Source organism: Kitasatospora sp. RG8 (genome assembly GCF_017813315.1).
Lineage (GTDB): Bacteria > Actinomycetota > Actinomycetes > Streptomycetales > Streptomycetaceae > Kitasatospora.
This window is the reverse complement of the sequence record NZ_JAGIYX010000003.1, coordinates 500,543-520,714: the sequence shown is the minus strand read 5'-3', so window position 1 is coordinate 520,714 and position 20,172 is coordinate 500,543. Positions and strand designations below refer to the sequence as shown.

General features: G+C 75.1%; 16 protein-coding genes. 6 read left to right on the top strand and 10 right to left on the bottom strand.

Features of this window, described 5'->3' with window-relative positions; genetic code table 11:
* Positions 1–192 precede the first annotated feature (192 nt).
* The 3 genes from J5Y04_RS43160 to yidD all read left to right on the top strand — a co-directional run bounded on the left by J5Y04_RS43160 (position 193) and on the right by yidD (position 2,956).
* On the top strand, positions 193–1,077 hold the full coding sequence (locus J5Y04_RS43160) for a hypothetical protein (protein ID WP_209411116.1): 885 nt from the start codon (positions 193–195) through the stop codon (positions 1,075–1,077).
* Positions 1,078–1,510: 433 nt separating this feature from the next.
* The gene (locus J5Y04_RS07645) at positions 1,511–2,284 is read left to right on the top strand and encodes a DUF4239 domain-containing protein (protein WP_209411054.1); all 774 of its coding nucleotides are present in this window, start codon (positions 1,511–1,513) and stop codon (positions 2,282–2,284) included.
* 111 nt (positions 2,285–2,395) lie between these two features.
* The gene (gene yidD, locus J5Y04_RS43475) at positions 2,396–2,956 is read left to right on the top strand and encodes a membrane protein insertion efficiency factor YidD (RefSeq protein ID WP_307852984.1); all 561 of its coding nucleotides are present in this window, start codon (positions 2,396–2,398) and stop codon (positions 2,954–2,956) included.
* Positions 2,957–3,136: 180 nt separating this feature from the next.
* On the opposite strand, the gene J5Y04_RS07635 is transcribed toward yidD, so the two are convergent.
* Positions 3,137–5,464, bottom strand: coding sequence for a glycosyl hydrolase family 18 protein (locus tag J5Y04_RS07635; RefSeq protein ID WP_209411053.1), 2,328 nt, complete (start codon positions 5,462–5,464; stop codon positions 3,137–3,139).
* Positions 5,465–5,743: 279 nt separating this feature from the next.
* Between J5Y04_RS07635 and J5Y04_RS07630 the strand changes: the two genes are divergently transcribed.
* Positions 5,744–6,391 carry a class I SAM-dependent methyltransferase gene (locus tag J5Y04_RS07630; RefSeq protein ID WP_209411052.1) on the top strand — a complete coding sequence of 216 codons (648 nt, stop codon included), beginning with the start codon at positions 5,744–5,746 and terminating at the stop codon, positions 6,389–6,391.
* A 110-nt stretch (positions 6,392–6,501) separates the two neighbouring features.
* On the opposite strand, the gene J5Y04_RS07625 is transcribed toward J5Y04_RS07630, so the two are convergent.
* Positions 6,502–7,863, bottom strand: a complete 1,362-nt coding sequence (locus J5Y04_RS07625; RefSeq protein WP_209411051.1) for a M20 family metallopeptidase — start codon at positions 7,861–7,863, stop codon at positions 6,502–6,504.
* 163 nt (positions 7,864–8,026) lie between these two features.
* Between J5Y04_RS07625 and J5Y04_RS07620 the strand changes: the two genes are divergently transcribed.
* Positions 8,027–8,611 (top strand): TerD family protein, encoded by a 585-nt coding sequence (locus J5Y04_RS07620; RefSeq protein WP_148640898.1) that lies wholly within the window; start codon positions 8,027–8,029, stop codon positions 8,609–8,611.
* A 183-nt stretch (positions 8,612–8,794) separates the two neighbouring features.
* On the opposite strand, the gene J5Y04_RS07615 is transcribed toward J5Y04_RS07620, so the two are convergent.
* On the bottom strand, positions 8,795–12,046 hold the full coding sequence (locus J5Y04_RS07615; RefSeq protein WP_209411050.1) for a hypothetical protein: 3,252 nt from the start codon (positions 12,044–12,046) through the stop codon (positions 8,795–8,797).
* Positions 12,043–12,909 carry an alpha/beta hydrolase gene (locus tag J5Y04_RS07610; protein ID WP_307852983.1) on the bottom strand — a complete coding sequence of 289 codons (867 nt, stop codon included), beginning with the start codon at positions 12,907–12,909 and terminating at the stop codon, positions 12,043–12,045. The genes J5Y04_RS07615 and J5Y04_RS07610 overlap by 4 nt, the downstream gene beginning before the upstream one ends.
* 267 nt (positions 12,910–13,176) lie before the next feature.
* Between J5Y04_RS07610 and J5Y04_RS42825 the strand changes: the two genes are divergently transcribed.
* Positions 13,177–13,299 carry a hypothetical protein gene (locus tag J5Y04_RS42825; protein ID WP_256463462.1) on the top strand — a complete coding sequence of 41 codons (123 nt, stop codon included), beginning with the start codon at positions 13,177–13,179 and terminating at the stop codon, positions 13,297–13,299.
* 59 nt (positions 13,300–13,358) lie between these two features.
* Here the strand turns inward: J5Y04_RS42825 and J5Y04_RS07605 are convergent, their stop codons facing one another.
* The 6 genes from J5Y04_RS07605 to J5Y04_RS07580 form a co-directional block, all read right to left on the bottom strand.
* Positions 13,359–14,771 carry a lytic transglycosylase domain-containing protein gene (locus J5Y04_RS07605; protein WP_209411049.1) on the bottom strand — a complete coding sequence of 471 codons (1,413 nt, stop codon included), beginning with the start codon at positions 14,769–14,771 and terminating at the stop codon, positions 13,359–13,361.
* 257 nt (positions 14,772–15,028) lie between these two features.
* Positions 15,029–15,925: a pyrroloquinoline quinone biosynthesis protein PqqB gene (gene pqqB, locus J5Y04_RS07600; RefSeq protein ID WP_374105961.1), complete on the bottom strand. Its 897-nt coding sequence runs from the start codon at positions 15,923–15,925 to the stop codon at positions 15,029–15,031.
* A gap of 8 nt (positions 15,926–15,933) precedes the next feature.
* Positions 15,934–17,328 (bottom strand): pyrroloquinoline quinone biosynthesis protein PqqE, encoded by a 1,395-nt coding sequence (gene pqqE / locus J5Y04_RS07595; protein WP_209411048.1) that lies wholly within the window; start codon positions 17,326–17,328, stop codon positions 15,934–15,936.
* Positions 17,325–18,014 carry a pyrroloquinoline-quinone synthase PqqC gene (pqqC, locus tag J5Y04_RS07590; protein ID WP_209411047.1) on the bottom strand — a complete coding sequence of 230 codons (690 nt, stop codon included), beginning with the start codon at positions 18,012–18,014 and terminating at the stop codon, positions 17,325–17,327. The genes pqqE and pqqC overlap by 4 nt, the downstream gene beginning before the upstream one ends.
* Positions 18,011–18,169, bottom strand: coding sequence for a pyrroloquinoline quinone precursor peptide PqqA (pqqA, locus tag J5Y04_RS43470; RefSeq protein ID WP_209411046.1), 159 nt, complete (start codon positions 18,167–18,169; stop codon positions 18,011–18,013). The genes pqqC and pqqA overlap by 4 nt, the downstream gene beginning before the upstream one ends.
* Before the next feature lie 285 nt (positions 18,170–18,454).
* Positions 18,455–20,119, bottom strand: coding sequence for a PQQ-binding-like beta-propeller repeat protein (locus tag J5Y04_RS07580; protein ID WP_209411111.1), 1,665 nt, complete (start codon positions 20,117–20,119; stop codon positions 18,455–18,457).
* Positions 20,120–20,172 lie beyond the last annotated feature (53 nt).

Sequence of the window (20,172 nt, the reverse complement as noted above, 5' to 3'; positions counted from 1 at the left end):
CCAGGTCCACCGCAAGATCGTTTCACCAGATGTCGGACGGCCCGCCCCTTGAGGCGGGCCGTCCGGTGTCGGCCTCCCAGCGCCGGCCGATCCCCCCAGACGACGCTCCCGACGATGTGAGAGGTGCAAGGTACCCATGCTGCAGCGACAGCAGCCCCAGCAGTCCCGGCGGATACCGGTGGACGGGCGACCGTGACCGCAGACCTGATCATGGTGAGCGGCGGCGGCGGCGGTGACGGCGGCGGTGCCCGCGGTCGCCGGGCCAGGCTGGCCGGCGCGGCGGCCGGGGTCGCCGCACTCTGCGCGCTGCTGAGCGGCGCGGCCGGGGCGCGTGCCCCCGAGCACCAGGGCGGGGGCAAACCCCACGGCCCGGTGGTCGAGACCTGCGTCGACACCGATACGGACGTCTCGGTGTCGGTCGGCAAAGGGGGTGTGGACGTCGAGGTCGACGTCGACGTCGAGGTCGGCGTGACCGTCGACCTCTCCGGGGTGCTGCACCACCCCAAGCCCACTCCCAAGCCACATCCGCACCCGCACCCGCACCCCAAGCCCAGCCACCCGACCGAGCACCACCACCCGTGCCCGAGCCCTACGCCGACACCCACCCCCACCCCGAAGCCCACTCCGACGCCGACGCCCACTCCGACACCGACACCGACGCCCACACCGACACCCAGACCCACCCCGCCGCCGACCCCGCCGCCGGCCCCCGCACCGGCTCCGCCGGCCGCTCCCACCCCGACGCCGAGGCCCACCCCGCCGCCCGCGTCCCCCCGGCCGACGCCGACGCCCACGCCGAGGCCCACCGCGCAGCCGGTCGTCCCACCCCCGCCGCCCGTGCCGGAACCGCCGGCGCCGACGGTCGAGCCCAGTGCGCCGGTCCCCAGTCCGGTCCGGCCGAAGCCGGTGGTCAAGCCGGTCCGGCTTCCGCTGGCCCCGCCGGCGCCCGCGCCGGAGCGCCACCACGGCAGTTCGCCGACCAGGACGATGCTGCTGGTCACGGTGCCCGCCGTACTGGCTGCGGCGGCCCTGCGCCCACGCGGCCGGTCCGGTCGCGGCGGCTCCGGCCGCTCCTGACGACGGCGCGCCCACGGGGAGCGCCCATGGTGTGCACGTTCCCCGGCGCCCGGGCCCGGTAGCCGGCACCCGTTCCACGGTGTCCGGCCGCGTCCCACGACGACGGCCGGGCGCACGCGGGAGCACCCGGGCCGGCCCATCCGGTTCGGGTCGTCGATCCGGCCCGTGCAAGTCGGCCCGCGCGAGTCGGACCACCCGCGTGGGCCGGAAGCGGAACCGAAGACGGCTGGACGCAAGCCCGTGAACGCAAGCCCGTGAACGCGGGCCGGTGGGCGCGGGTCGGCGAACCCACTCGGCGAACCTCGAGTCCCGAACCCCGGCCCCGAGTCCCGAACCCCAGCCCCGAGCCCCGAACCCGAGCCGGCGACGGCAGGCCGGCGCATCCGAGCCGGCCGAAGAAGCCGGAAAACCCAAGCTGAAGAAGGGAGTTCCCATGTCCGAGTGGTTGGCGCTGGCCATCGCCATGTCGGCGGCCTGCGCCGTCGTGGTGGCGGTGGTGCTGCTGAGGCACCGCCGGGCCAGCGAGGACGAGAACACCGACGAGACACCCGATGTCATCGAGTACATGACGATGATGATCGGCGTGGTCTACGCGATCGTGCTCGGCCTCGCCATCGCCGGAGTCTGGGAGGCGCGCGGCGCCGCCCAGGACGACGTGCTGCGCGAGGCACAGTCGCTGCACGAGGTGAGCGAGCGCGCCCAGGTGTACCCGGTCGAGTTCCGGGACAAGGTCCGCGCCGACGTGGACGCCTACGTCTCGTACGTCGTCGACGTCGAGTGGGCGTACATGCGCGAGAACGGCGAGATCTCCACGCGGGGCACCGAACTGCTGGACAAGCTGCGCCAGGACGTCGCCACCCGCACCCCGGCCAGCGATCTGGAGGCCCAGGCCTACCAGCCGATGATGGACCGGATCAGCACCGCCGACGACGCCCGCAACGCCCGCGGCCAGAACGCCGGGCCGACCATGCCGGGGGTGGTCTGGTTCGGTCTGATCGTCGGTGCTGTGGTGACCGTCGGCATGGTGTTCGCGCTGCAGATCCGGCGTTCGACGCGGGAGTTGCTGCTGGCGGGGGCGTTCAGCGCGCTGATCGCCTTCCTGCTCTTCCTGATCTGGGACTTCGACGACCCGTTCGGCCGGAGCGTCTCGGTGACCACCCAGCCGTTCACCGATCTCTTCCCCACGCTGGGGGGCGGCCAGGACTGACCGCCCTCCCGGAGGGTGTACGGCGCCGTGCCCCTCGATGGTCCGTCTTCGATAATCTGACCGGACCGTCGGGGGCCGGTCCCGTCGGGCCTGCCGAAGGGATCGTGAGCCGTGGCCCATCCGCCGCACCACCAGCCTCTCTCCTATCCGCCGCCGCGCCGCCCCGAGCGGGCCTGGTGGTGGCTGCCCGAGAAGGAGCGACAGCGGCGGAAGGCGCAGCGGCGGGAGTGGCTGGCGTACAAGCGGCAGAACGGCAAGACCAAGAAGAAGGACCGCGAGTGGTCGGACGCGTGCGACGCCTGCGACTGCTGCGGGGACGTCGCCGATCCCTGTCTGATCCTTCTGGTGCCGGTGATGATGGCCGCGGGCGTGCGGTTCGCCCTGACCGGTGGTCGCGGCCGGCGCCGGGGTCAGGCCGACCCGGCGGCGCCCGCCCCGGGCGGCTTCGCGGCGGGCGTGCTCTACGGTGCGGTGCGGTACTACCGGACCGAGGTCAGCCCGAAGCGTCCGGACTGCTGCCCGTACACGCCGACCTGTTCGACCTACGCCGTCCAGGCGCTGCACCGGCACGGTGCGGTGCGCGGCGCCCGGCTGACGGTCGGCCGGCTGCTCCGCTGCCGGCCGGGCGTGGCGCGCCGTGGCAACGGGGTCGACCCGGTGCCGGAGCACTGACGGCGGACGGCGGAGGCGGAGGCGGCCCGGGGGCCGCGCGGATCACCGTGATCCGCGCGGCCCCCGGGCCATGCCCGGCGATGCCTGACCGGATGCCCGGCCGTGATTCGCCGGAGCCCGGCCGTACTTCGCTGGTGCCCGGCGCCACCCGGAACGCCCGGCGGCCTACCTGACGCTACGTCAGTGCAGGCTGTCGTTCATCGCGTTGAGCAGGGTGCCGGAGGCGTCGTCGTTCTCCAGGGAGAAGGCGAACATCCCGGCCAGCCCCTTGCTCTTGGCGTAGGCGCCGCGCGCCTGGATGGCCTGTGGGGTGTCGCCCGTCCAGAAGTTGGTGCCGTCGTAGACCCACGAGGTCTCGGTCACCGGGTCCCAGTGGGTGTTGGCGGTGGTGGCGCCCAGCTCCTTCCAGGCCGCCAGCCCGGCCTCGGCGCTGAGCGGCTTGGCCGGCGTCGGGCCGGTCGCGCTCTGGTACAGGCCGAAGTTGTTGCCGGCCGGCACTCCCGTCCAGCCGCGCCAGTAGAACGGGATGCCCAGCACCAGCTTGTTCGCCGGGAACCCGCCCGCGATCCCGTACTCGGGCAGGCCGGTGGTGTACGCGGTGAGCGTGGTGTCCACGTTGTACTTGCGGGTGCCCGGGGTGATCGGCGTGGTCGGGTCGTTCGGGCTGTCGTGCAGCGGGTCCTGGTGGTTGGTCGGGCCCTTGGCGTCCCAGGCGCCGTGCATGTCGTAGGTCATGATGTCGGCGTAGTCCAGGTAGGCGCCGATCCGGTCGGTCTCCAGCTGCGCGATCTTGTCCTGGCCGCTGGGCAGTGCCGCGGTCAGCAGGAACCGCTTGCCCTGGGCGTTGCCGAGGGCGTCCAGCTGGGTTCGGAACTCCTTCAGCAGTAGGGTGAAGTTCTGCTTGTCGGCGGGGGAGTAGTGGTTCCCGGTGTGGCCGCCGGCCGAGCCCGGGTACTCCCAGTCGAGGTCGACGCCGTCAAAGAGACCGGCCGCCGAGGCCTGGCCGCCGGAGGCATCACCGGCGATGCCGGTCGGCAGGTTCCCCTTGAGGAACATGTCGACGCAGGAGGAGACGAAGGCCTTGCGGGAGGCGTCGGTGGCGGCCGCGTCGGAGAAGTACTTGGAGTACGTCCAGCCGCCGATCGAGATGGTGAAGCGCAGGTTCGGGTACTTGGCCTTCAGCTGGCGCAGCTGGTTGAAGTTGCCCTTGAGCGGCTGCTCGTAGATGTCACCGGAGCCGTCCACGCTGGCCGCGCCGGTGTAGTCGGCCTGGTAGTCGGCGTAGGCGTCGCCCGCGCCGTCACCCGCGTTGGGGTTGGACTCGTTGGCGGAGTCGGAGGCCTTCACCGCCTGGAAGCAGGTGTGCGAGGTCGGGTGGATGTTGGCGAAGGCGTAGGTGATGACGTCCAGTTTGCCGGCGGCGCCGCTGGTGTCGACGTTCTTCGCGTGGTAGGCGTTCTCGTAGACGCCCCACTGGTCGAAGTAGGCCGAGCGGAACGGGCTCACGGCGGGCGCGGCCGCGGTGGTCGTGGAGACCTTCGCGGACTGGGCGGAGCCGTGACTGCCCGAGTAACCCTGGACGGTGAAGCCGTAGGCGGTGCTGGGCAGCAGCGAGCTGACGGCCACCGAGGTGCCCATCGAGGTGGCCACCAACTGGCCGCCCGAGTACACCTTGTAGGCGACCACGCCGTCGCCGCCGGTCAGGGTGGAGGGCTGCCAGCTGAGTACCACGGCGTTGTGGGTGACCTTGGTGACGGTCACCCCGGTGGGCGTGGTGACCTTGCCGTCCCCGGTCGGGCCGGTGCCCGTCGAGGTGGCGGTGGCCGTCGCGGTGGGGCTGGTCGTCACCGTGGGGCTGCCGGAGGCCGTGGGGCTGCCGGACGCGGTCGGACTGGTCGAAGCCGTCGGACTGCCGGACGCCGTGGGGCTGCTGGAGGCCGTCGGGCTGGTGCTTCCGGTCGGCCCGGCCGGCCCGGTCAGGGTGAGGTCGTCCGCGCGGTAGGTGCCGGTGCCGTACCAGCCGTGCGTGAAGACCGTGACCGAGGTGGTCGTCGCACCGGTGGTGAAGGTGCTGCTGAGCTGTGTCCAGCCGGTCGCACCGGGCGTCCAGGACTGGGAGTTGACGTTCGTTCCGGTCGCGCCGAGGTAGACGTAGCTGCCCTGCACCCAGCCGGACAGGGTGTACTGGGTGTTCGGCTGGACGGCGACCGTCTGTTGGCACTGCGCGGTGTCGGAGGCCGAGGCCGCGCCGCTGAGCGAGTAACTCCCGCCGTGCACCGGAGTGGTGACGACCGACCCGTTGGCGCAGCTCCAGCCGGCCAGGGTGCCGGTCTCGAAGCCGGCGTTGGTCAGCAGGTTGACGGACGCGGCCGAGGCCGTGTTGAGCGACAGGGCGAGGGCGGCACTGCCGGTGGTGAGCGTCGCCGCCAGGGCCAGTGCGGTGGCCCGGCGGCGTGGCGCGGCGGCCCGGCGCTCGGCAGGGCGCGCGGGCGTGACTCGGTCGTGCATGCGGTGTCCTCCGGATGAGTGGGGGTTCCGGCGGTGCGATGGGCCCGGGCGGGCCGAGGGGAGCCGGGCCGAGCGCTGTGGGGGCGCGCGACCGGGGTGAACACGTGTTTCGGTACGGTGCGTCGGCGCGGCGGGACCAGGGGTCCGTACGCATCGGCGACATCACAGATTGGACTGGACCAATATTCGCCGTCAAGGGCGTCAACCCGATGGATGGCCGAAACTTGCCGCACCGGTACGGTGGCGTGGAGGGTGGCCCCGCGGAACGGAGGACGGGCGATGGAGAGCCGGGACTGGAACGAGCGGTACGCCGCGAGCGAGCTGGTCTGGGGGCACGAACCCAATCGCTGGGTGGTCCGCGAGATCGCCGGCCTCGCCCCCGGCCGTGCCCTGGACCTCGCCGCTGGGGAGGGGCGCAACGGCATCTGGCTGGCCGGGCGGGGCTGGCAGGTCACCGGCCTCGACTTCTCCGCCGTCGCCGTCGAACGTGCCGCCCGGCTCACCGCCCGGCTCCCCGCGGAGGTGGCCGGCCGGCTCACCTGGCGCCACGACGACGCCCGCACCTTCGCCGCCCCGCCCACGGGCTACGACCTCGTCCTGGTCGCCTACCTCCAGCTCCCCGCCGCCGACCGCCGGGCCGCCCTGCGCCGCGCCGCCGCCGCGCTCGCCCCCGGCGGCACCCTGTTGGTGGTCGGCCACGACACCACCAACCTCACCGAGGGCGTCGGCGGCCCGCAGGACCCGCGCGTCCTGTTCACCCCGGAGGACGTCCTCGCCGACCTCGCCGGTACCGGCCTGCGCACCGTCCGGGCCGAGCGCGTCCGCCGCCCGGTCGCCGCGGAGGCCGACCACCGGGCCCCCGCCGGGGAGGACGGGGGCCGGGCCGAGGCGATCGACGCGCTGGTGCGGTTGGAGCGGACCGGCTGACGCGGTCACCCCGCCGCCGTTGGGTACGTCCCCCCCGCGGCCGGCAAGCTCACCTGCCGCTGCATGCTCACCCGCCGTCGGGCAGGTCACCCCGCTGCGGGCCCGTGCGGTCACCCCGCGGTCGGCTCCAGGGCGCCCGTGAGATGGTCCCAGGCGACGTGGGCGTGCAGGCGGACGCCGGTCACCAGGGTGTCGTCGTCGGCGTAGAAGTGCGGGTTGTGGTTGACGGCCACGCCGCGGCCGCCGGGGACCGGGACGACGGTGCCCCCGGAGGTGCGTTCGGTGTCCTGGACGCCGAGCATCACGTAGAGGCCGCCGTAGCGGTTGACGAACTCCGAGACGTCGTCGTACCCGAGCGTGGGCTCGATCTCGTCGACGCGGTCGGTGCCGGCCACCCGGCGGAAGGTGGGCAGTGCGGCGGCCACCCACTCCGGTTTGTTGTGCAACGCCGGCACCGGCTGGAGGTAGTCCACCTGCGCCGTGCAGTTGTAGGCCTGCGCGGTGTGCTCGGCGAGGGTGGCGAGGCGCTTCTCCACCTCGGTCATGTCGGCCTCGACGGCGCAGCGGACGGTGCCCCAGAGGGTCACCTTCTCGCCGATGATGTTGAACCGGCCGACGTCCTCCAGGTGCCCGATGCTGACGGCGACCGGGTCGAAGGCGGAGCGCTGCCGGTAGAGCTGGCCGATCCCGGTGAGCACCGCTCCGGCGGCGGGCATCGGGTCGTCACCGCGCCAGGGGGAGGAGCCGTGCGTCTGGCGGCCGGTGATGACGATCCGGACCAGCCGGGACGCGCTCATCTGGTAGCCCGCGTGGTAGCCGACGTGGCCCTTCGGGTCCGGGGTCACGTGCAGGCCGAACACCATGGAGGGCGCCGGGTCGGCGAGCGCCTCCTCGGCGAGCATCTGGCGTGCGCCGCCCGGCTCGTCGACCGGCGGGCCCTCCTCGGCGGGCTGGAAGACGAACAGGACGGTGCCGGGCAGCTGCTCGCGGACCCCGGCCAGGACGGTGGCCGCGCCGAGCAGCATCGCGACGTGACAGTCGTGGCCGCAGGCGTGCGAGACGCTGAACGGTCCGCCGGGGTAGTCGGCGTCCACCACGGTGGAGGCGAACTCCGTGCCGCAGCGGTCCGGGACGGGCAGGGCGTCGGTGTCGGCGCGCCGTGCGACGACCCGGCCGCCGGGGCGTCCGCCGCGCAGCACGCCGACCACGCCGTGGCCGGCGATGCCGGTGCGCACCTCGTCCAGGCCGAGCGTGCGCAGGTGGCCGGCGATCAGCTCGGCGGTGCCGGCCTCGCGGTTGGAGAGCTCGGGGTGGGCGTGCAGGTGGTGCCGCCACCGGATCACCTGTTCGGCCACCTCGGCGGCGCGGCGGTCCAGTTCGGCGCGGAGCGGGTCGGCGGTCTCGTCCTGAAGGGGGTTGGCGGTCTCGTCCTGGAGCGGGTCGGCGGCTTCGGCCCGGAGCGTGTCACTCATGGCGTACCTCTCCCTGTGCTCGGATGATGTGGTGTTGATCCTAGGAACGGGGTACCGGGTCTTCTAGGACCGAGTGTTGCGTGCCGATGAAACGTCGGCTCAGGCCGTCTCTACAGTGCTGTAGATTCAGAGCGCCGCACGGCGGAGGAACGAGGAGGGCACGATGAGCGTTTCGCTGGCCAAGGGTCAGAAGCTGAGCCTGGAGAAGCCGGGCGGCGGGCGGCTGGGCCTGGTGCGGATGGGCCTCGGCTGGCGCGCCGCCCAGAAGAAGGGCTTCTTCGCCAAGCTGCTGGCCTCGCAGGAGATCGACCTGGACGCCTCGGCGGTGCTGTTCGCCGAGGGCAAGCCGGTGGACGTGGTGTTCTTCCAGCACCTGCAGAGCAACGACGGCTCGGTGCGGCACAGCGGGGACAACCTGACCGGCGGCGCCGGCGACGCCACCGACGACGAGTCGATCACCGTCGACCTCACCCGGGTCCCGGCCGAGGTCGACCAGATCGTCTTCACCGTCAACTCCTTCACCGGCCAGACCTTCCAGGAGGTCGAGAACGCGTTCTGCCGGCTGGTCGACGAGCAGACCGGCGCCGAGCTCGCCCGCTACACGCTCACCGGCGGCGGCCCGTACACCGCGCAGATCATGGCCAAGGTGCAGCGCACGGCGGGCGGCTGGCAGATGGCCGCGATCGGTCAGCCGGCCAGCGGTCGCACCTTCCAGGACCTCATGCCGGAGCTGGTCAAGCACCTCTGACGGCCCGGCCGGCCCCCAGCCGCTCCGGACCCGCGGGGCCCGTCCGATCTCCCCCCGGACGGGCCCCGCGTCCGTCGCCCGCGCGCTGAACGGTTCGGCTGCCGTCCCGTGCCGTGCCGTGCCGTGCCGTGCCGTGCCGTGCCGTGCCGTCCCGTGCCGTGCCGTCCCGTGCCGTGACGGCGACTACGACTGGGAGGACGGTGGGGACGGTACGGCGTGACCGTCCGCCGCCGGCACGGGCGCCGTCCAGACGGCCGCCGCGCCGCCGCCCGGCTCCCAGCCGTACCGGCGCAGCCGCTCGGCCTCCGCGCCCAGCCCTGCGGCCCGCAGCACCTCGCACGCCCGCATCAGCGCGTCCGCCCCACCGGCCTCGCCGGCCCGGCGGTGGCACTCCACCGCCTCCGGCAGCCGCCCGGCCCGGGCCAGACAGCGCGCCATCAGACCCAGCTCCTCGGCCGTCGCCTGCTGTCCGGCGGGCTCCAGCACCGCCAGCGCCTCCGCGACCCGCCCGGCGGACTGCAGCAGCTCCGCCGCCCGCCACCGGTCGGCCGGTTCGGCGTCCCGGGCACCGGCCGTCAGCACCTCGACGGCGTCCTGCGTCCGCCCGGCCGCGATGAGCATCCCGGCCCGGTGCCACCCCGCCTCGGGATGGCCCAGTCCGGCCGCCAGCCCGAACCGCTCGGCGGCCTCCGCGAACCGCCCGGCCTCCTCCAGCAGCTGCCCGGCGGAGAGCAGCGCCTCGACGTCGCCCTCCGCTCCCGCCCGGTCGTACCACTCCACCGCCTCGTCCGTCCGGTCGGCGAAGTCGAGCATCTCGGCCCCCAACCGCAGCGCCTCCGGGTCGGCGGCCGCCCCCGGTCCGCTTCCGGACCGGAGGAGCTCCAGGGCCTCGTCGAGCCGGCCCAGCTCCTCCAGCCAGGCGGCCTGCTGGCGGTGCGACCCCTCGCCGCTCACCGCGCCCGCCCGACGCAGCAGGGCGAGCGCCTCCTCCTCCCGCCCGGCCCGGCGCAGCACCTCCGCCGCCTCGCGCAGCGCGAACGGGTCCTCGGTGCCGTCCCCGTCGATGCCGTGGCCGAGGGCCGCGAGGGTCTCGTCCACGCGCCCGGTCTCCTCCAGCAGCCACGCCTCCCGGCGGCGGTCGGCGGGACCACGGCCGTCGGACCGGGCGTTGCGGCGCAGGAGGCCGAGAGCCTCGTCCGTCCGTCCGAGTGCGTGCAGCAGGTCCACGGAGCGCTGCACCGCGGCCGGGTCGGCGGCCGCCACCAGCGGCCGCAGGAGCGCGAGCGCGTCCTCGGTCCGCCCGCTCTCGTGCAGGAGGCCGGCGGCCGGTCCGGCGGCGGTGGTGTCGCCGCGTCGAAGTGCCTGCCGGTAGTGGGCGAGGGCGTCCGCCGTGCGTCCCAGCCGGTGGAGCAGGGCGGCGGCGGGGTGGGCGGCGGCGGTGTCGCCGCGGCCGAGGGCGCGCCGGTACCAGTCGAGCGCCTCCTCGATGCGGCCGGCGGCCCGCAGCAGGTCCCCGGCCCGGACGGCGGCGGCGGTGCTCCCGTGCTCCAGCGCGCGGTCGAACCAGGGGAGCGCCTCGTCAAGGAGGTCCGCCTCGGCGAGCATCCCGGCGGCGGTCGGCAGGGTGGCAGGGCCCTCGGCGGCGACGGCCTCCGACAGTGCCCGGCCGGCCTCGTCCGTGCGCCGTGCCCGCAGCAGGATCGCCGCCGTCAGCCAGTGCGCGGACACCTGTCCGCTCCGCGCGGCCGGCCGGAGCCAGCCCACCGCCTCGTCGATCCGCCCCTCGCGTTCCAGCAGCTCGGCGCCCTCGTCGAGGGCCTCGGCCAGGCCGGCCGTGACCGCGTGCCGGTACCAGGCCAGTGCCGGTTCGGTGTGGCCGGCGTCGCCCAGCAGACGTGCCAGGTCGAGGGCGGCCTCCGGCTCGTCCGCGGCGGCCGCGGTCAGCAGGCCGGCGGCCAGCCGGAGCAGTCCCCGGTCGGCCGCGGAGCGGGCCGGCCCGGCGAGGTCGGCGCGCGCCGCGTGGTCGGCCAGCGCCTGCCAGAGCGATCGCGGTACGGCTGCGGACCGGCGCTCCTCCCGTCCGTGCTGTTCGAGGAAGTCCGCGAGCCGGTAGTGCGGTTGGGGCGACAGGACGCGGTCCGGGCGGGGGCGCACCGCGGCCAGCGCGCCAGGAGTGCCGCGCACCGGTTCGGCGGCGAAGGTCAGGGCGCGGTCCAGCCAGTCGTCGGGCAGCAGGTCGTACTGCTGGTCGGTGAGGTAGCCGGGGGCGGCGTCGGCCAGCAGTGCCCGCGGCAGGTGCGGACCGTGGCCGAGCCGCCGGGCGTCGACGGCGGCCTCGATCACCGCCCGTACGGCGGGCCAGGCGGTCCGGTAGCGTTCCAGCAGTGCCGGAGCCCCGGCGAGGTACTGGGTGACGTGGCCGTTCCTGACCCGTTCGTCCGCCCGGGCGAGCCGCCGGTCCCCGGCGGCCAGCACCCGCAGGGCCCGTAGGTCGGCCTCGGTGAAGACGTCCGGCACCCGAAGGTCGTGGCCGGTGAGCAGACCGCGGGCCTGGGCGTGTTCGTCGGTCAGGCGCTCCGGCAGCGGGACGGCGGTGAGGGCGGACCAGTACTCGGGCCAGAGGGTGCCGAGGACGAGGAGCGGTCCCCGGCCGGGGTCCCGCAGCAGTGCCCGCAGCCCGGCCGCGACCTGCTCACCCAGCGGACCGGCCGGAGTGCCGATGTAGAGCTGGCAGTCGTTCAGCCAGATCACCGTGTGGGCGTCGACCTTCTCCAGGGCGTCCCGGACGGCCTCCGGGCCACCCGGCTCGATCGGGTGCCACAGCCGCCAGCGGGCGGGCAGCCGCTGCACCGCCTCCCAACAGGCCCGGGTCTTGCCGGTGAAGGACGCGCCGACCAGGACGGCGAGGCCGCTCCGGCCCTCCTCCGCGGCCCGGACGATCCGGGCCAGTTCGTGGTCGTGGGCCCGCGCGACGTACGCGGGAAGGAGCGGCACCGGCTCCCCGCCCGGTCCGGGCGGCAGCTCGATCGCCCGGTGCACCTCCAGCGCGAACGGGTCGGTGTGCTCCCTGATCGGCCGTCCCGGCGCGGTGGCCAGCTGCGCCCGCGTCCACAGGTCCAGGACGGTCGCGCGGACCTCGGGCACGCTCCACCGGGCCTCCCGGGCGAGGACCACGGCGACGGCGAGGGTGTCGGCCTGCTGGGCCGGCAGGCCGGGCGAGCCGATCAGATGGCCGATGGCGTCGCGCGGGGGCGAGCCCGGCAGGCGGTCGTCCGCGGCGACCAGTGCGGCCATGTGGTCGAGGGTGGGCCGCCCGGCCCCCAGGTAGAGGCGGTAGAGCAGCTGCTTGAGCTCGCCGAGGGGGCCGGGGCGCAGCGGGGGCGGCTGGATCGGCCGCTGGCTGCCCGGTCGGGAGCCCCCGTCGCGCGCGGTCATGCGGCCAGCCAGGCGAGCGCGGTGCCCATCACCCTGAGCGCGCCGAAGTGGGCCGCGCCGTCCTCCAGGGAGAGCGTCGCGCCGGGGATGTGGTCCGCCAGCCAGCGGGAGTGTTCGACCGGCGCGAACTGCTCCTCGGAGCCGTGCCAGAGCCAGGTCGGCACGGCGATGTCCCGGACGTTGAAGCCCCAGTCGGCGGTGAACGCCAGCACGTCGTCGATCCAGCCGTCGGTGCTGTGCCGGAAGGCCTGCTGGTAGGTGGTCTGAAGCATCCGTCGGATGCCCGGGTCGCTCACCACCCCCCGGTCGGCGGGCGGCAGTTCGGCCCGGAGTCCCCGGAGCAGCACGATCGGGTCGTCCCTGACCTGGCGGGTGCGGAACTGCGGCGTGTCGGCGATCCGGGAGTGGCCGCGTTCGGCCTCCCGGTAGGCCCGGACCGTGGGCGGGGCCATCCCGCCGAACCAGTCCAGCCCGGCGGCGTCCCGGGGGGCGAGCGCGGTGAGGACGGCGGCGCGCGTGACGCGTCCGGGCAGCAGCGCCGCGCAGGCCAGCGCGTGCGGGCCGCCGCCCGAGCGGCCGTACACCGCGAACCGGTCGATGCCGAGGTCGTCCGCGATGGTCCGCACGTCCTCGGCGGCCGAGGCGACCCGGCGGCCGGGCAGCCGTGTGGACTCGCCGTAGCCGGGCCGGTCGAACGAGACCAGCCGGATGCCCAGGCGGGCCAGCACGCTGCTGCGCGGCATCGGGCCGAACCGGCTCCCCGGTGTGCCGTGCAGCAGGAACACCGGCCGGCCGTGCGGATCGCCCATCGTCTCGACGGCGATGGCACGTCCGTCCCCCACCCGGACCGTCCGCAGCACCACGCGCGCCCTCCCCTGGCCGATCGGTCCGCCAAGTGTAGGGCGCGGCCGAGTGGTTGTGGCGGCGTTGGCCGGAGTGGGCTGGGCCGACGGAAGTCCTCGGATCTCGTCGGAACTCGTCGCCGGGGCGCCCGGGCCGGCGGTCGTGAGCAGGCGTTGCGCCGTCGGCGCGGTCGGCTCGTCGCGACTCGTCAGGGGACGTGGAGCGGCGCGGAGGCTGGGAGTCGACCGGGTGGCGTTCGCGGCCCGGCTGGTTCAGGGGAGGTCGCGGTGAAGAGGTTCCGGCTGACGCGCGGTGAGGGACTGACGCTGGTCGGCGTGGTGCTGGGCGCACTGGTCGGCGCGGTGGGGCAGGAGGTGGCCGGCCGGGTCCTGGGACTGCTCGGCTGGTGAGCGGCCGACGGCGGGGGCCGGGGAGGCCCGGTCCCCCGCCGTCGACGGTCCCGGCAGTCTCAGTGGGCGGAGGGCGAGGGGGCGGCCGACGGGGAGTGGGTGGCGGTCGCGGTCGCGGAGGCGGAGGGGGTGCCGGTCGGGACGGGGCAGCCGGGGGCGGTGGCCGTCGCCGTCGCGGACGGGGAGGCCGTCGCGCTCGGGGTGGCCGTCGCGGACGGGGTGGCCGACGCGGACGCGGACGGGGAGGCCGTGGGCGTGGCCGCACCGGTGGCGGTGGGGGTCGGGCAGCCCGTCGGCGTCGCGGTCGGGGTGCCCGTCGGGGTGGCGCTCGGGCTGGTGCTCGGGGTCCCGGTCGGGGTCCCGGTGGGCGTGGTCGTCGGCTTCGCGGTGGGCGTGGCGCTCGGGCTCGTCGTCGGAGTCGGGGTGGCCGACGGGGACGGCTGTGAGGTGGGCGTCGGCGTCGCGGACGGCGAGGCCGGGGAGGTGGCCGAGGGCGACGGCGCGGGCGCCGTGGTCGGGGTGGCCGCCGCGGAGGAGGCGGGTGCCGTGGGAGCGGTCACCGCGCCCGCCGGCGCCGGACGGTCCGGGGTGGTGGTCGCGGTACCGGTCCCGAAGTGCGCCATCCAGTTCTTGACGGTCCGCAGGTACTCGCCCGAGTTGTTGTAGCCGAGGACGGCCCGGTCGAGCTGCGCCGGGTCGGCGAGGTCGCGCCCGCCCGCGCAGAGGTAGCGGCCGGCGGCCTCGGCGGCGTCGAAGATGTTGTTCGGGTCGGCCTGGCCGTCGCCGTTGGCGTCGACGCCCCAGGAGGCCCAGGTGGAGGGGATGAACTGCATCGGGCCGACGGCCCGGTCCCAGACGCGGTCACCGTCGTGGCGGCCGCCGTCGGTGTCGGGGATCGCCGCGAAACCCTTGCCGTCGAGCACCGGGCCGAGGATCGGCCGGTAGGTCGTCCCGGCGGCGTCCACGGCGCCGCGGCCGGCCTGGCCGGACTCGACCTCGCCGATCGCGGCCAGCAGCTGCCACGGCAGGTGGCAGCCGGGCGAGCGCTGGGCCAGGGCGGTCTCGGCCTTGCGGTAGGCGGCGAAGACGGTCTCCGGCAGGGCGGGCCCGGTGCGGAACGGGCCGGCCGACGGGTCCCCGGGCAGGGAGGTGGGCGGCTGCGGCAGCGGGGTGGCGGCCCCGCCGTCGACGGGGACGCCGGGCCTGTTGGCCAGGGTCGGCTGCGCGGTGCCGGGGAACGTGGTCCCGGGCAGGGAGACGGTGACGGAGACGGGGGTGAGCGGGTCGGTGACGGGCGTCGCCGAGTCGGCCGCCGCGACGGGCAGCAGCCCGAGGCCGGTCACCTGGGAACCGGTCAGTGCCGCCAGCGCGGTGAACGCCGCCGCCGTCCCGGTGACGCGCTTGCCCAGTCGCAGCCGACGCCCCGTCCGAGCCGTTCCGCCGTCTCCGGCGTTGCCGATCCCTGCCCTCATACCGTGCCCCTCCCCTGACCGTGCGGACCCTCGGGGAACGGACGGGCTGTCACCATCGTGCCTGCCCGTGCATGACAGTTCGCGTCCCCCGAATGATTAGTATCACGACCACCTGACGCGACCCGGGTGAGCGGTGGGCGTCCTGGGCGCCACCGTTGGATGAACGCGCAGGTGGTGAGGGGGCCTGACGGCGGGTGGGGTCGGACCGCCCGGGCCCGTGGAATCCGCCGGGAACCCGCGCGTGCACGTCCTCACCGTCAGAGCTCGATCAGCATCCCGTCCTCGGCGACGGCCGCGCCGGCCGCCGTCAGCGCCCGGGTGAGGGCCTCGGTGCCGGGGGAGGCAGGGTGGGCCAGCGGGTTGGTGTTGTTGAGGTGGGTGTAGAGGTAGCGCGGGCCGGGGTGGCGGGCCAGGTGGGGGAGCGAGTCCAGGACGGCCAGGTGGCCCATGCCGCGGGAGGAGCGTGCCCCGCCGGTGTGCGCGGCGAGTTCGTCGTCGGTGCTGAAGGTGCCGTCCAGGACGACCACGTCCGCGCCGGCCACCGCCCGGTCCATCGCGGGTGTCCACTCGGCGAGCCCGGGTGCGTACACGGCGCTCGCCCGGCCGTCGGCGTCGCTGAACCGGTAGCCGGTGACCCAGTCCGGCCGGCCCTCCCAGCCCTCGCCGGGCAGGTCGGCCGCGTAGCGGGGCCGCTTGCCGCCGAGCGCCAGCGGCTCGGCGCGCAGCCCGCCGGCCAGCTCGACGGTGCGGCCCGGGGTGAGGGTCTGCCAGCCGGCCTTGGTGTACGGCGCGAGCAGCGGGCCGGCCGGGAAGGCCGAGTGGAGGGCGTAGCGGACCGGGAGGGTGGCGTGCACGGTCAGCTCGGCGGCCTCCCGCAGGGTCAGCAGCCCCAGTGTGTGGTCGAGTTCGCCGCTGGTGAGCAGGACGCCGCGCAGCGGGGTGTCTCGGGTTCCGGGGGAGGGGGCGAGTTCGGGAGCGGCGAGGAGCTGGCCGCGCAGGTCGGGCGAGGCGTTGACGAGGTACCAGGCGGCGCCGTCCGCGCTGACCGCCAGGCAGTCCTGGCTGCGGGCGACGCCGGTGCGGCGGGCGGTGGTGCAGCCGGCGCAGCCACAGTTCCACTGGGGCAGTCCGCCGCCGGCGGCGGTGCCGAGGATCCGGATCTTCAGCGCATTCTCCGGGGGGCGGGGGCCGGGGTGCCGGCGGGGGCGGGTTCGGCGACCAGGTGGTGGTGCGGGGAGAGGTGACAGGCCGGGTCGGTGGCGCCCGGGTCGCCGGTGAACTGGAAGGCCTGGCAGCGGCAGCCGCCGTGGTCCACCTCGCGCAGTGCGCAGCTGCGGCACGGCTCCGGCATCCAGTCGGTGCCGCGGTAGCGGTTGAACGCGGGCGAGTCGTGCCAGATCGCGGCCAGGCCGTCGGTCACGGCGCTCGGCACCGGCAGGCCGGGCAGCTGGGCGGCGGCCAGGCAGGGCAGCACGTCGCCGTCGGGGGTCACCACCAGCTGGCGCCGGCCCCAGCCGTCCATGCAGGGCTTCGCGGTGCCGCCGTGGTGGTCGGCGGCGACGTGCACGATCTCGATGCGGTCGCCGTGATGCTCCCGGGCGGCGGCCACGTCCCGTTCGGCCCGGTGGACCTGTTCCCCGGTCGGGGCGAGGTGGGCGCGGTTGCGCCAGGCCCAGCCGTAGAACTGGGTGTGTGCGAGCTCGACCCGGTCGGCGCCCAGCTCCACCGCCAGGTCGGCGATGGCGCCGATCCTGGCCACGTTGCCGCGGTGCAGCACGGCGTTGACGGTGAGCGGCAGGCCGGCGCCGGTCAGCAGCGCGGCCGCGGCGAGCTTGCGCCGGTGGGCGGAGAGGCCGGCCACGGCGTCCGCGCGGTGCAGGTCGGCGTCCTGCACGGAGAGCTGGACGTGGTCCAGGCCCGCGTCGGCGAGCTCCGCGGTGCGCTCGGCGTCCAGCGGCAGGCCGCTGGTGATGAGGTTGGTGTAGAGGCCCAAGCGGTGGGCGTGGCCGATGATCCCGGCCAGGTCGCGGCGGAGCAGCGGTTCGCCGCCGGTGAGGTGGACCTGGAGCACACCCAGGCCGCGCGCCTGGTCGAGCAGGCGCATCCACTGCTCTGTCTCCAACTCGTCGCGTTGGCGGGTGAGTTCGATCGGGTTGGCGCAGTAGGTGCACTGCAGCGGGCAGCGGTGGGTGAGTTCGGCGACCAGTCCGAGCGGCGCGGGCGGGCGGGCCGGGGCACCGGGCAGGCCGGCGGCCTGCCGCGGCTCGGCCGGAGCACCGGTGCCGTCCAGGGCGAGCAGCCGCCGCCCGGCCAGCTCGGCGAGCAGCGCGCGGACCTGGTCCCCGTCCACCCCGTCGTACTCGGTGGCGAGTTCGGCGGTGATGTCGTCCGGGCTGCGCCGGCCGTCGCAGTGGCGCAGCACCGCGGCGGCGGTCTCGTTGAGCAGCAGCACGCCCTCGGGGTAGAGCAGCGCGCCCCGCCCGCGGACCGGGTCGTGCACCATCCGGACGCCGCGCCGCAGTCCGGGTACCTGGCCGGTCCGGGCAGGGGCGGTCACCGGTCGGCGCCGTAGTCGACGGCGTCCAGCATGGCGCGCAGGACGTCGCACTTGAACGCCAGCGCGTCCAGCGCGGCCTGTTGCTGGGTGGCGGTGACGCAGTGGTCCAGGACCAGTTCGAGCGTGCGGGCGCTGTCCTTGCGGGCGGTGGGGATGCGGTGCTCGAAGTAGGCGTACCCGGCCGGGTCGATCCAGTCGTAGTGGGTGCGCCAGGCGGTGACCCGCTGGGCCATGTGGTCGGGCGAGAACATCTCGGTGAGCGCCGCCGCGACGCCGTCGGTCCACGGCCTGGTCTGGCAGAAGTGCAGGTAGCCGTCGACGGCGAAGCGCACCCCGCGGGCGACGTGCCGCTCGTCGGTGACCTCGGCGCGGTCCAGGCCGACGGCCTCGGCGAGCACCAGCCAGTCGGCCAGACCGCCCTCGTCGCCGCTGGGCCCGTCCTGGTAGGCGAGGCGCTCCACCCAGGAGCGACGGACGTCCGGCAGCGGGCAGTTGGCGATGATGGCGGCGTTCTTGCGGGTCAGGCAGAGCTGGTAGTACCAGCGGTTGGCGACCCAACGCCGCAACTCCGGTGGCGTGCAGCCACCGGAGTGCAGGCGCAGGTGGAACGGGTGGGTGTCCCAGTACCGTCCGCGCAGGTCGTACAGCCTGGCCGCGAACCGTTCGCGGGTCAGGGGCTGCGTCACCGAGTGGTCCGCGCGGCGTAGGCGGTGACCTCGGCGCCGGTGCGGTGGCACTCCACCGCGGGAGTGGTCCAGGCGGGCTTCGCCGCGGTGGCGGCGCCGGCCGGGCGCTCGGCCGGCACGGCGGGGGCGGGGCGGGGTGTGGTGGTGCACTTCACGGGGTTCTCCCTCGGGACGAGGTCGGGTCGGGGGGCGGGGGCATCGGGCCCCGTGGGTCAGGACGCTACGAGCCGCCGGGCCCGGCCGCCGTTCCAACCCGCGCGATCCGCGGACAAACGCGCTCGAACGGGTGACGGTCGGGCCGGGCCGCGGTCATGTGGTGGACGTGGTGGACGCGGGTGGGCCCCGCCGTGGTGCTGTTCGAGCGCGACTGTCTGCGGACGGGTCGGGCGTACGGGCGGGTCGGGCGTACGGACGGGCCGGCCGCACGCGGGCGGTCGGCCTCAGGCGCGGCCGAAGGAGATCAGGTGCCCGTCCTTGGTACCGACGAACACCCGCCCGCCGTCCGTCGCCGGGACGGAGAACCTGGTCACCGTGCCGAGGGCGAAGCTGCGGCGCATCTTGAGCGTGCCGTTGACCGGAACCGGGTCGTAGACGCGCAGTTCGCCGTTCTGGCCGCCCGGCCCGGTACCGGAGTAGATCAGCCAGACCAGCGCCGACCCGCCGGCCGTGCTGTTGGAGGTCACCACCGGTGAGCCGGACGCGTAGCCGAAGCCCTCGGCGCTCGTCCCGGCGCTGGTCAGCTGTGGATCGCCGGAGCCGTTCACCGAGTACTTGAGCGCGCGCAGCGAACCGTAGTTCTCGATCACGTAGACGTAGCCGCCGTCGCCGCCCCAGACGCCCGGGTGGCCCCAGACGCCCTTGTACGGGCCGGTCATGCCCACCACGGCGTCGGTTCCGTTCGGGCCCTGGGCCGTGCCGCCCAGGTTGTCGCGGTCCAGCAGGAAGATCCGCCCGTCCTTGCCGACCTGCACCAGCAGGTGCGGGTGCGAGGTGGTGCCGAAGCCGGACGGAAGTGCGGCCGGGCCGCCGGAGCCTAGGTCGAGGTCGTTGTGGTCGAGGTCCCGGTTGTTGGCCGGGCTGAAGAAGTCCTTCGGCGCGAGGCTGCCGTCACTGTTGACGCCCAGGCGCACCACCGAGTCCGCGAAGTGGCCCCCCGGCTTGTTCCCCGGCCCCCTGGCGGGCGAGGAGCCCGTGCCCGCGCCGTTGCCGGTGGCCAGGATGATCCGTCCGGCGCCGTCCGAGACCAGGCCGCCGCCGCTCATCCAGACGCCGCCGTTCTGCGAGTTCGAGCCGGACCCCGTGGACCAGAGCGTCAGCTTGCGGCTCGTGGTGTTGACGCCGCCGACGTGGCCCACGTACGTGCCGACCCCGCAGTCCGAGGCGAAGCCGAAGTACACCGCGCCGTCCAGCAGCAGCAGTCCGGCGCGCTGGGCGGACGTGGCCGCGTTGAACGGGACGCCCGGGCTGTTCACCGGATCGCCCTGGACCGGCACCGGCCAGCCGCTGCGCTCGGCGCCCGAGGCGACGTCCAGGGCGTGCACGGAGAAGTGCGCGCCGCCCTCGTTGGACTTCGTGACCAGGTAGACCGTGCCGGTCGCCTTGTCGTACACGGGCGTCGAGGTGATCCCGGTCCCCGGGGAGAGGCAGGCCGTGGACGACGCCACGGGGGTGCCGAGCGCGCGCTGCCAGAGGACCTTGCCGTCGGCCGCGCCGACGCCGTACACGTGGTTGGTCTCGGTGGCGACCACCACCGTCGAACCGGCCACCAGCGGCTGTGCGTACACCGCGCCGTCCACGGCCGTGGACCAGCGCCGGCCGAAGTCCGAGGCCGAGACCTGCGCGGGGCTCAGGCCCGGCTCGGCCGAGTCCCAGGCGTAGCGCATGCTGGTGCCCGAGATGGTCGGATTGTCGGCCCGCGCAGGTATCGCGGTGGCCAGCGCCCCGGCCGCGGCGGCGGGGGCGAGCAGGGCGAGACCGGAGAGCAGGGAGGCCGCTCGGCGCAGGCCCTTCGTGGGCCGGGGCTGCGGGGGCCGGAGCTGCGGGGCCCGGGGCTCCGTGCGCAGCGGCCTCGTGGGCCGGGACGGGGACGGGTGGAATCGGCTCATACGATCCGCCTTGGCTGTCGGGGGAGTACGGGGTACGGCGCCGTGGCGTCATT

Excerpts from the sequence above, each read along its gene's own strand:
- J5Y04_RS07645 (WP_209411054.1), top strand. The coding sequence starts at position 1,511 with ATGTCCGAGTGGTTGGCGCTGGCCATCGCCATGTCGGCGGCCTGCGCC.
- J5Y04_RS07635 (WP_209411053.1), bottom strand. The coding sequence starts at position 5,464 with ATGCACGACCGAGTCACGCCCGCGCGCCCTGCCGAGCGCCGGGCCGCC.
- J5Y04_RS07630 (WP_209411052.1), top strand. The coding sequence starts at position 5,744 with ATGGAGAGCCGGGACTGGAACGAGCGGTACGCCGCGAGCGAGCTGGTC.
- J5Y04_RS07625 (WP_209411051.1), bottom strand. The coding sequence starts at position 7,863 with ATGAGTGACACGCTCCGGGCCGAAGCCGCCGACCCGCTCCAGGACGAG.
- J5Y04_RS07620 (WP_148640898.1), top strand. The coding sequence starts at position 8,027 with ATGAGCGTTTCGCTGGCCAAGGGTCAGAAGCTGAGCCTGGAGAAGCCG.
- J5Y04_RS07615 (WP_209411050.1), bottom strand. The coding sequence starts at position 12,046 with ATGACCGCGCGCGACGGGGGCTCCCGACCGGGCAGCCAGCGGCCGATC.
- J5Y04_RS07605 (WP_209411049.1), bottom strand. The coding sequence starts at position 14,771 with ATGAGGGCAGGGATCGGCAACGCCGGAGACGGCGGAACGGCTCGGACG.
- J5Y04_RS07580 (WP_209411111.1), bottom strand. The coding sequence starts at position 20,119 with ATGAGCCGATTCCACCCGTCCCCGTCCCGGCCCACGAGGCCGCTGCGC.